Source organism: Marinobacter halodurans, assembly GCF_004327985.1.
Lineage (GTDB): Bacteria > Pseudomonadota > Gammaproteobacteria > Pseudomonadales > Oleiphilaceae > Marinobacter_A > Marinobacter_A halodurans.
This window is the reverse complement of the sequence record NZ_SJDL01000029.1, coordinates 67768-77555: the sequence shown is the minus strand read 5'-3', so window position 1 is coordinate 77555 and position 9788 is coordinate 67768. Positions and strand designations below refer to the sequence as shown.

At 61.7% G+C, this 9788-nt stretch carries 10 protein-coding genes and 2 pseudogenes; 10 read left to right on the top strand and 2 right to left on the bottom strand.

The window, feature by feature from the left end; all coding sequences use genetic code 11:
* A pseudogene (locus EZI54_RS25470) lies at nucleotides 1-117 on the top strand (IS630 family transposase); the annotation flags it as partial.
* Here the strand turns inward: EZI54_RS25470 and EZI54_RS16840 are convergent.
* Both EZI54_RS16840 and arnB read right to left on the bottom strand, forming a co-directional pair.
* Nucleotides 104-631: pseudogene (locus EZI54_RS16840) on the bottom strand (glycosyltransferase); the annotation flags it as partial. The pseudogenes EZI54_RS25470 and EZI54_RS16840 sit on opposite strands and share 14 nt — an antisense overlap.
* 1 nt (nucleotide 632) lies before the next feature.
* Nucleotides 633-1790, bottom strand: coding sequence for a UDP-4-amino-4-deoxy-L-arabinose aminotransferase (arnB, locus tag EZI54_RS16835; protein WP_131483044.1), 1158 nt, complete (start codon nucleotides 1788-1790; stop codon nucleotides 633-635).
* Nucleotides 1791-2021: 231 nt separating this feature from the next.
* On the opposite strand from arnB, the gene EZI54_RS16830 reads away from it, so the two are divergent.
* From EZI54_RS16830 to EZI54_RS16795, 9 genes are all read left to right on the top strand, one after another.
* Complete coding sequence (locus EZI54_RS16830) at nucleotides 2022-2702, top strand: thermostable hemolysin (RefSeq protein ID WP_131483043.1); 681 nt, start codon at nucleotides 2022-2024, stop codon at nucleotides 2700-2702.
* Nucleotides 2686-4191, top strand: coding sequence for an AMP-binding protein (locus tag EZI54_RS16825; protein WP_165495775.1), 1506 nt, complete (start codon nucleotides 2686-2688; stop codon nucleotides 4189-4191). Before EZI54_RS16830 ends, EZI54_RS16825 begins: the two co-directional genes overlap by 17 nt.
* 23 nt (nucleotides 4192-4214) lie before the next feature.
* Nucleotides 4215-4898 carry an iron-containing redox enzyme family protein gene (locus tag EZI54_RS24480; protein ID WP_165495774.1) on the top strand — a complete coding sequence of 228 codons (684 nt, stop codon included), beginning with the start codon at nucleotides 4215-4217 and terminating at the stop codon, nucleotides 4896-4898.
* Nucleotides 4885-5670, top strand: a complete 786-nt coding sequence (locus tag EZI54_RS16820; protein ID WP_123635603.1) for an SDR family oxidoreductase — start codon at nucleotides 4885-4887, stop codon at nucleotides 5668-5670. The genes EZI54_RS24480 and EZI54_RS16820 overlap by 14 nt, the downstream gene beginning before the upstream one ends.
* Nucleotides 5667-6308 (top strand): tetratricopeptide repeat protein, encoded by a 642-nt coding sequence (locus tag EZI54_RS16815; RefSeq protein ID WP_207389249.1) that lies wholly within the window; start codon nucleotides 5667-5669, stop codon nucleotides 6306-6308. Before EZI54_RS16820 ends, EZI54_RS16815 begins: the two co-directional genes overlap by 4 nt.
* 268 nt (nucleotides 6309-6576) lie before the next feature.
* Nucleotides 6577-7272 (top strand): GTP cyclohydrolase I FolE, encoded by a 696-nt coding sequence (gene folE / locus EZI54_RS16810; protein WP_131483042.1) that lies wholly within the window; start codon nucleotides 6577-6579, stop codon nucleotides 7270-7272.
* Between the two features lie 259 nt (nucleotides 7273-7531).
* Nucleotides 7532-8410: a carboxylate/amino acid/amine transporter gene (locus EZI54_RS16805; protein ID WP_131483041.1), complete on the top strand. Its 879-nt coding sequence runs from the start codon at nucleotides 7532-7534 to the stop codon at nucleotides 8408-8410.
* A gap of 311 nt (nucleotides 8411-8721) precedes the next feature.
* Complete coding sequence (locus EZI54_RS16800; RefSeq protein WP_131483040.1) at nucleotides 8722-9021, top strand: hypothetical protein; 300 nt, start codon at nucleotides 8722-8724, stop codon at nucleotides 9019-9021.
* Nucleotides 9022-9085: 64 nt separating this feature from the next.
* Complete coding sequence (locus EZI54_RS16795; protein ID WP_131483039.1) at nucleotides 9086-9787, top strand: response regulator transcription factor; 702 nt, start codon at nucleotides 9086-9088, stop codon at nucleotides 9785-9787.
* The last annotated feature ends 1 nt before the right edge of the window (nucleotide 9788 follow it).

Below are 9788 nucleotides of genomic sequence, written 5' to 3'. Positions count from 1 at the left end.
CTTGCGACCTACAACGACGATCCCAAGCCGTTTGTCTGGCGTAAAACAGCCAATCAAATCATTGCGTCAATCGCTCGGCTGTCCGACAAAATCAATAATAAGACGAACTTTTGTTAAAGTACACTAGCATGGCGTCGATGATCGGGCGGCGATAGGCCCGAAGCATGCAGCCATAGTCCGTCATGGACACGCCCGTGGCTCTTTTCACCGACGCATTGATGATTTTGGAGGACAGTCGTCGGAACAGGGTGTCCTGTCTCTGCTGACGCACGGTGCCGACCACGTCGTAACCTTGATCGGCGGTCTCGACCAGACGCGGAATTTCCTCGGGCGGATTCTGAAGATCTGCATCGAGCGTCACGACCAAATCGCCCGTGGCCTCGTTGAAACCGGCCATGATGGCCGAATGCTGGCCATAATTGCGGTTCAGGATCACGGAGACCACGTGACTATCGGTCGCTTCAGACGCTTCAAGCATCAAGGCCATGGAGCGGTCTTGGCTGCCGTCATCGATCAGTATGACTTCATAGTCTATTCCCAGCGACTGGCAAGCTGCGGTGGTGCGGCTTATCAGCTCAGGCAGGCTGGCTTCCTCGTTATAGACCGGAATAACAACAGAGACTTTTTCAATCTTATTTTGTTGATCCACGTGACTCTTCCAATGATTCCTTGATGGCGGTAACAACCCGGTCCACATCGGCCGGGGTCATATCGGGGAACAGCGGTAATGTGCACAGCCTGTCGGAGTTCCATTCCGTGTTGGGCAGTCTCAGGTCTGGTAACCGTTCGCGATAATATTTTTGGGTATGGACCGCCCGAAAGTGGATGCCAGTGCCAATGTTGCGTTTCTGCAAGGCGTCCATGAAGGCTGCCCGGTCGATGCCAGCGGTGTCCTTATCCACCCGCACCATAAAAAGGTGCCAGGCATGGTGGTGGTCGTATTCCGGCAACCCCAACGGCTTGACCGGTACATCACGCAGTTGTTCCCGATAACGGGCGGCGAGCTCGGCCCGCCTGGCATTGATGTCATCAAGTCGCCTCAACTGCACCAGCGCCAGCGCGGCGTTAATGTCAGCCAGGTTGTATTTAAGACCCGGTTCCAGAACTTCCGCCTGCGGCTTGCGTCCTTGGATCGCGCGGTCGAATGCATCGGCGCCGAGGCCGTGGAATTTCAGGCGGCGAATGCGCTCCGCCAGGGCGTCGTTGTCGGTGACCACCAGGCCGCCCTCAGCGCACGTCATGTTCTTGATGGCATGGAATGAAAAGACGGCGGTGCCCTGCTGACCAATAGGGTGCCCCTTGTAAAGGGTGCCGGCCGCGTGTGCAGCATCCTCGATCACTGGAATGCCATGGCGTTGCGACAGCTCATGGATGGGGTCCAGATCGGCGGGGGCGCCAGCGTAATGAACGGGGATGATGGCACGAGTACGCTCCGTAATGGCTGCTTCGACCGCTTCCGGTTCGACCATCAGGGTCTCTCGATCGACATCCACAAAAACGGGTTGCGCACCGAGCAGACAAATCAGGTTGACGGTGGAGACCCAGGTCTGGGACGGCGTAATGACTTCGTCTCCGGGGCCGATATCCAGAGCCATGAGAGTGACGTGCATACCCCCCGTTGCTGAAGAGACAGCGATGGCGTGCTGACCCTTAACCATGCGGCAAAATGCGTCTTCGAGTTCTTGGTTTTTCGGGCCGGTCGTGATCCAGCCAGAGCGCAGGACGGCTGTGACAGCCTCGATTTCTTCATCCGCTATGCTGGGACGGGAGAAGGGCAGAAAGTCAGGCATCGGCGGTGTAATTCTCCTTGTATGAGGTCTCTCAGTGACACCCTTTACAGACGCCGATAGGTGGCGTCACCGTTCTGAAAGATTTAACTTGCTGAATTAATGGCCTTTAACGAGTTTTATCAAAACTAGTACACGATCCCGAATAGGCCAAATGAAAAACCATTGACATTAAGCTTTCATTAAGACCGGTCCCCTAGTCTGATCCAATCTGACGAGAGAGACCGATGACCCATGCCTGATTCCATGCCTCATCCGGACCGGCTTGTGTGGCCCGAGGATTTTCGTCCCGCACTCAGTCTGGCCGGTCGTAGCCTGTGTTCCGTCAGCCCGGATTCGCCTGCCGAAGAGCATGTCATCCGATTCATTCAAAGCCGCTTCCTGGATGCCTATGGTGCGCGACCACGCCTACGTATTGCCAGCCTGATGGCCCTGCTGAGTCCCGAAAACCGGGTATCCGCTGCGGTGGGTGTCCGTTGCGCCGCCGAAGAACGCCTGTTTCTCGAGGATTACCTGGACGGGCCGATCGAGTCCGCCATTCCGGACGGTTCCGCCCGCTCTTCCATTATCGAAGTGGCGCACCTGGCCGGGGTCGAGCCCGGCGTCAGCCGGTTCCTGTTCCCGCTACTGACCATCTGGCTCGCCGACCGCGACGTGCAGTGGATCGCCTTTACCGGCACGTCACACCTGCGAAACAGCTTCGATCGGATGGGCATCCGCACCGAGATCGTCGGCAACGCCGATCCTGCGCGCCTGCCTGACAAGGGCCGCGGCTGGGGCCGCTATTACCAGCACTCGCCCATGGTCATGGTGGCTCATGTGCCCTCGGGCCATGATGCCCTCACGCGACTGGGCCTGCTGCGGCACATCCACCGGGTGCCAGCTGCGGGAGGGCGCTATGAGCTCACTGCTTGATACCGTCTTGCAGCGGGTGATGGAGCAGCCCGACGCCATTGCCCTGAAGTCGCCGGATGAACGCTTCACTTACGAAGAACTGATGACGGCCGTGGAAGTGCTGGCAGAGCGCCTGCGTGAGAGTGGCCTGCAGCGGCTGGGTCTGTGTGGTGACAACAGTCCGGGGTGGATCATTGCGGATCTGGCCTGCCGTCTGGCCGAGCTGGTGTGTGTGCCGGTCCCCGGTTTCTTTTCAGAGAAACAGGTGCAGCATCTGTGCGACAGCGCCGGATTACAGGGGCTGCTGTTCGGTCGCCCTGCGGATTTGCCGTCAGGCGATATCGAATCGGTCCCGATCTGGGGGCCGGTCTGCCTGCGGACGCTGCACACGACCGGCGTTGAAGGCCATGTGCCGGCAGGTACGGCCAAGATCACCTTTACCTCTGGCAGCACGGGCACCCCACGCGGCGTCTGCCTGTCCGGCGAGCATCAGGATGCGACGGTCCGGGCACTGGCAGAGCGGGTCGGCTCCCTCGGCATTCGACGCCACCTCTGTGTGCTGCCGCTGGCGACGCTGCTGGAGAACGTCGCCGGCGTCTATCTGCCTTTGTCCCTGGGGGCGACGGTCCATGTCTGGCCAGTCAGCCAGCTGGGCTTCACCGGCAGCAGCCAGCTGGATGTGCCGAAGTTGCTGCAGGCCTTGCACGCCTGTCAGCCCGATTCGCTGATCCTGGTGCCGGAGCTGGCCACGCTGCTGGTGACCGCCGCGGAACAGGGCGCACTATCGGGACTGCGCTTCCGCTTCCTGGCTGTGGGAGGCGGTAAGGTCTCGACGGCGTTGCTGGATCGCGCCGACGCTCAGGGCCTGCCGCTCTATGAAGGCTATGGCCTGTCCGAGTGTGGCTCGGTGGTGGCACTCAACGGCCCCGATGCCAACCGGCCCGGTTGCGTGGGCAAGCCGCTCTCCCATGTCGAGGTGTCGGTGAGCAATCTGGGCGAGATCCTGGTGCGCGGCAATACCCACCTGGGGTATCTGGGCGATGAACGACGTCCCCGGGAGCCTCTGGCTACCGGCGATCTGGGCCGGTTCGATGACGATGGCTTCCTGGTCGTTAACGGCCGTTCCAAGAACCTGCTGATCACCAGCTACGGTCGCAATATCAATCCCGAGTGGCTGGAGAGTGAGCTGGTGCAGTCTGTCGGCGCGCGACAGGCGCTGGTATTTGGTGACGGTGAGCCGAGACCCCGTGCCCTGTTGGTGATAGCCGACAGCCGGGACAGTGACGCCGTGGCGCGTGCCGTGGCGGAGCTGAATCGGACGCTTCCGGACTACGCCCGCTTGTCACAGCTCTATATCCGCCGTGAACCGTTGTCACCGCATCAGGGGCACGTTACTCCCAATGGCCGCCTGATCCGGCCCCGTTTAATGGCCGATCTCGGTGAGCTGCTGGCGGCCGCTGAACAAAGCGATCCGGCCGCCATCACCCTATCCGAAGCCCGTTGCGGCTGATCCAGAACCACGAGGAATGATCCATGGCTTTCTTTGACCAACTCCAGGCACAGACCGAACCGGACCGGGCGCACGTGATCGGCGCACCGGTGATGGGGGCCATCCAGGAAGGGCGCTTTACCCTGGACAGCTACACATACTTCCTGAGCCAGGCCTATCACCACGTCAAACACACGGCGCCGTTGATGATGGCCTGTGGCGGTCGTTTGCCGGAGCGTCTGGAACACGTGCGCAAGGCCCTGGTGGAATACATCGAGGAAGAGTACGGCCACCACGAGTGGATCCTGAACGACCTCACCGCCTGCGGCGCCGAGGCTGACGCCGTACGTCATGGCACGCCGGATTTGCCGATCCGTCTGATGGTGTCCTACCTGTATGACCTGATTGCCCGGGGCAACCCGGTTGGTCTGTTCGGCATGGTCCAGGTGCTGGAGGGCACCAGCGTGTCGCTGGCCACGCCGATGGGCCAGCAGATCCAGAAGCACCTGGGGCTGCCCAACCAGGCCTTCAGCTACCTCTATTCCCACGGCAGCCTGGACCAGGACCACTTCGACTTTTTCCGCAACCTGATGGACAGCATCACCGACCCGGCTGATCAGGCGGCGATCGTGGACACCGCCAAGGTGGTGTACCGGTTGTACGGCGACATGCTGCACGCCATACCCTTGCCCGACCAGGAGGAGAGTCGACTGTATGGAACTGCGTAACCGCGTTTTCCTGCTGCTGGGCGGCAGTGGCGGCATCGGCCAGGCCCTGATCCAGCCGCTGGTGGAAGCCGGCAGCCGGGTCATTGTGGCCAGTCGCCACCCCAAGCCGATGGTCGGTCGGGCCGATGGCGTGGAGCAGGTCAGTCTCGACCTGGCTGCGCCGGACCTGCCCCGGGTGCTGGCGGATCTGTCGAAAGCCTATCCCGACATTGACGGTGTGATTCACTGCGCCGGGCAGAACATCTTCACCGGTATCGAGGACCTGCCGGTGGCGGCGCTGGACAGCCTGCTCAGCGTCAACCTGCGCAGCGCTATCCTGGTGGCCCATCACTTCGTGCCGCGTTTCCGGCGTCAGGGGCGCGGCGCGTTGGTCTTTGTGGGTTCCACCTTCGGCAGCATCGGCTTTCCCGGCTATGGCGTCTACTGCGCCACCAAATTTGGCGTGCGGGGCTTCAGCGAATCCCTGCGCCGGGAACTTGCGGATACCGCGATACAGGTGCTTTACGTTGCGCCCCGGGCGACCCAGACGTCGATGAATCCGACCGCGGTCAACGAGCTCAACGCCGCCCTGGGCAATCGGATGGATTCGCCGGAAGCCGTTGCCGGGGAAATCCTGGCCGCCATGAAGAGCGACCAGCAGCGTCGTTACCTGGGCTGGCCTGAAAAGCTGTTCGTTCGTCTCAACGGGATACTGCCGCGGCTGGTGGATCGCGCCATGCTCAAACAGTTGCCCATTATCCGTCGTTTCCTGCAATCCGGAGTGTCTTCATGAAAACCCTGATCCATTGGACGGCCGCAATGGTCCTGACGCTGCTGGCCTTTGGCCAGGCCCAGGCCGCGAACCTCGACCAGGACCTGCTGAAAGTCCAGCGTGACTGGGCCCACGTGAATTACGAAGTGAAAGGCGACGATGCCCGCGAGAAAGCCTTCAAGGATCTCGTCCCCGAGGCGGAAGCCTTCGTGAAGGCCTACCCGGACCGGGCTGAGCCGCTGATCTGGCAGGGCATCATTCTCAGCACCTATGCCGGCGCCAAGGGCGGCCTGGGTGCCCTGGGTCTGGTGAAGGACGCCAAAGCGTCCCTGGAAAAGGCGCTGAAGATCGATGAGAACGCGCTCGAGGGATCCGCCCACACCTCCCTTGGCAGCCTCTACTACAAAGTGCCGGGCTGGCCGATTTCCTTCGGTGACGATGAAAAGGCGGAAGAGCACCTGCGAGCGGCCCTGAAGATCAATCCGAACGGGATCGATCCCAACTACTTCTACGGGGATTACCTGGTCGACCAGGACCAGCCCGAACGGGCCAAGGTCTACCTGGAGCGCGCCCTGGCCGCGCCGGACCGTCCCGAACGACCGGTCGCCGACGCCGGCCGCCGCCAGGAAATCCAGGCGCTGCTCAAAGATATCCAGTGAGTCTTGCAGCCGGTTGATAGCCGCAACCGGCTGGTCTTCCCTTCGTCGCATAGGGCCTGACTATCGCGGTCTTATGCGATCTTTTTTTGCGCTTCTTTCCCGTGACAAGGATAATTGCCGCCTTTCTCCGGAACACCCTAACGGGGTCCGGCAGGCTGGCCTGGTTTACGCGATCCAGGTCAACGGCGGTGGCCGTCAAAGTAATCCACCTGCGGGCGCCAGCGTAGATAGCGTCAATGTGTGCAGAAATCAGGGCAGAGGCTTTCCCATGTCGCAGCAATTGCAGACCTCATCCTTTCTTGACGGCCAGTCCGTAGCGGTATCCAGCTTGAGCCAGGAAGCGCTGGCGGTGCGATCGGCGTTGGTGGAGCAGGGGCTGGAAACACCGATGGTGGATAACCGCCTGTCCCGTGACCAGAAAGTCGAGCGCATCTCGGACCTGATGGCCCGGGTCGCCGAGACCCTGGGTCTGGACCTGACCGACGACAGTCTGATGGACACGCCGGCGCGCATCGCCCGCATGTACGTGGACGAGATCTTCGCCGGCCTGGATTACAGCCAGTTCCCCAAGATCACCCAGATTGAGAACAAGATGGGGGTGGAAGAGATGGTCAAGGTGCGTGACATCAGCTTGACCAGCACCTGCGAGCACCACTTCGTCACCATCGACGGCCTGGCCCGGGTGGCGTACCTGCCGAAGGACAAGGTGATCGGCCTGTCCAAGATCAACCGCATCGTGCGCTTCTTCGCCCAGCGCCCGCAGGTGCAGGAGCGACTGACCCACCAGATCCTGGTGGCGTTGCAGACCCTGCTGGAAGTGGAGGACGTGGCGGTCCACATCGACGCGACCCACTACTGCGTGAAAGCCCGCGGCGTGCAGGACACCAGCTCCAGTACCGAGACGATGGCGCTGGGCGGGCGCTTCAAGACGGATCCGCAGTATCGTCGCGAGTTTCTGGCCTGACGGTCGTCGCGACACTTCCCCTCTCAATCCCGTATACTGCGCGGCCTGAGAAGATGCCGTGCGGTTGGCGTTTCGATGTAGCCGACGCTTCAGCTTCGGAGGGCCCGCCAGGGCCCCGGGTATATCGGCAGGCCTGCGGCCTGCTCGGAAGCTGAAGCGTCCGCTACATCGGCTCAAGCGAGAATCGAACCCGTTCCCATTGATCCCGCCGTTGCTGCATTTCCGGGTTATCCACCTTTTGCCGTTTAGGGAGTTTTCTGTGGCGCTGCTGGTTTTCGTAACGGTTCTCTGGGCCTTTTCTTTCAGCCTGATCGGTGAGTTCCTGGCCGGTCACGTGGACAGCGATTTTGCGGTGATGAGCCGCGTGGTGCTGGCCGGCCTGGCCTTCCTGCCGTTGACCCGCTGGCGCGGCGTGCGCTGGGAGCTGAAAACCGGCGTGACCGTCGTCGGCGCGCTGCAGTTCGGGATTACCTACCTGTGTCTGTACCGCTCGTTCGCCTACCTGAGCGTGCCGGAAGTGCTGCTGTTCACCATCTTCACGCCACTCTACGTCACCCTGATCGACGACGCCCTCAACCGGCGCTTTTCGCCCATGGCCCTGGTCGCTGCGGCGATTGCCACACTCGGCGCGGGCATTATCCGCTACGACGGATTGAGTGAGGACTTCCTTACCGGCTTCCTCCTGCTTCAGGTGGCCAACGCCACATTCGCAGCGGGACAGGTGGGCTACAAACACCTGATCCAGCGCTTCCCGACCGAGATCCCGCTGTACCGTTTCTTCGGTTACTTCTACGCCGGGGCGCTCGTGTTCGCCCTGCCGTCGTTCCTGATCTTCGGCAATCCCGACAAGCTGCCGCACACCGCGTTGCAGTGGGGCATCCTGACCTGGCTCGGGCTGGCGGCCTCCGGCATCGGCCTATTCCTGTGGAATCGGGGCGCCTGCCTGGTGGACGCCGGCACCCTGGCGATCATGAACAACGCGCTGGTGCCGGCGGGTTTGCTGGTGAACCTGCTGATCTGGAACCGTGATGCCGATCTGGGCCGGTTGCTGGCCGGCGGGGCGGTGATGGCGCTGTCGCTGTGGGTGAACGCCCGGTTTTCGCGGGGGCGGTTGGCGTTGAGTGGGGCGGCTGAGTAGGGCCCTCGGGAAAAGCGATTCCCCCTCTCCGATGCGTCGGACCGCCCAACCCTCTCCCGCGAGGGTGTGGGGTTGATCCATATCGCATTTGACATAGTTGCGGTACCTCAAAGGTTGGATGGAAGCGAGCTTGCAGGCCTGCTCAACTCCCAAGCCCATGTGTCTGTCATTTCTTGCCCGTGATGCTTTTGTGATCTTTCCTTTATAGAGTCTTTAGGCCTCCGTGATGGGCCTGTGAGTGCTGTCCTCCATTCTGCATCGTGACACCCACGGCATGCGGCCGCGGGTTCGGATGACAAGGAGAACGCACCATGAAGAAACTGACCCCGATCGCCTTCGCACTCACCACCGCCCTGTTCGGCCTCGGCGCCGGCCTGGCCCAGGCGGACGACATGATGAAAGGCGACAAGAACCAGGACGACATGATGCAGGATGATGGCATGCAGCATGACGATATGAAGCAGGACAAGATGATGCAGGACGAGGGCATGAGTCAGGACGAGATGAAAAAAGATGAGATGATGCAGGACGACATGCAACAGGATGAAATGAAAAAGGATGACATGATGAAGGACGATGGGATGTCCGACGACAAACAGGACAGCATGTAACCGTCCGGGGCCGTGCCACGGGCAACGGCACGGTCCTCGGTCCGCCCGCTAGAGAGACGTCTCCATGACCCGAACCGTACTGATCATCGAGGATAACCCCGGCATCGGCCAACTGGTCCGGATGCACATCGAAGACCTGGGCTGCGAGGCCATCCTGGTCACCCGGGGTGACGAGGGCCTGGCCCGGTACAGGGAGGGTGGCATCGACCTGGTGGTCCTCGACCTGATGCTGCCGGGCCTGGACGGCCTGTCCATCTGCCGGGAGATCCGCTCCGGCCCCGGTTACGTGCCCGTGCTGATGCTCACCGCCAAGACCACCGAACTGGACCGGGTGCTGGGACTGGAAATGGGGGCCGACGACTACCTGACCAAACCGTTCAGCGTGGCGGAACTGGCCGCCCGCATCAAAGCGCTGTTCCGCCGGGTGGACGCCCTGTCTGCCCCCGCCGATCCGGATGTCGCCGGCGGCCGGATCGAGGTGGACGGCCTGATCATCGATCCGGACCGGCGCAAGGTCACCGTGAACGGCGAAGAGGTGGACCTGACCGCCCGCGAATTCGACCTGCTGTTCCACTTCGCACGCCAGCCGGGCCGTGTGTTCAGTCGCACCCAACTGCTGGATGCGGTGTGGGGCTACAACCACGAAGGCTACGAGCACACCGTCAACACCCATATCAACCGCCTGCGCGGCAAGATTGAGCGCGACCCCTCCGACCCCTACTACATCCAGACGGTCTGGGGGGTGGGCTATCGTTTCCGGGACTGAC

Bases quoted from the DNA above. Each gene is read 5' to 3' on its own strand.
- folE (WP_131483042.1), top strand. From the start codon at position 6,577: ATGTCGCAGCAATTGCAGACCTCATCCTTTCTTGACGGCCAGTCCGTA.
- EZI54_RS16795 (WP_131483039.1), top strand. From the start codon at position 9,086: ATGACCCGAACCGTACTGATCATCGAGGATAACCCCGGCATCGGCCAA.
- EZI54_RS16815 (WP_207389249.1), top strand. From the start codon at position 5,667: ATGAAAACCCTGATCCATTGGACGGCCGCAATGGTCCTGACGCTGCTG.
- EZI54_RS16820 (WP_123635603.1), top strand. From the start codon at position 4,885: ATGGAACTGCGTAACCGCGTTTTCCTGCTGCTGGGCGGCAGTGGCGGC.
- arnB (WP_131483044.1), bottom strand. From the start codon at position 1,790: ATGCCTGACTTTCTGCCCTTCTCCCGTCCCAGCATAGCGGATGAAGAA.
- EZI54_RS16830 (WP_131483043.1), top strand. From the start codon at position 2,022: ATGCCTGATTCCATGCCTCATCCGGACCGGCTTGTGTGGCCCGAGGAT.
- EZI54_RS16825 (WP_165495775.1), top strand. From the start codon at position 2,686: ATGAGCTCACTGCTTGATACCGTCTTGCAGCGGGTGATGGAGCAGCCC.
- EZI54_RS16800 (WP_131483040.1), top strand. From the start codon at position 8,722: ATGAAGAAACTGACCCCGATCGCCTTCGCACTCACCACCGCCCTGTTC.
- EZI54_RS24480 (WP_165495774.1), top strand. From the start codon at position 4,215: ATGGCTTTCTTTGACCAACTCCAGGCACAGACCGAACCGGACCGGGCG.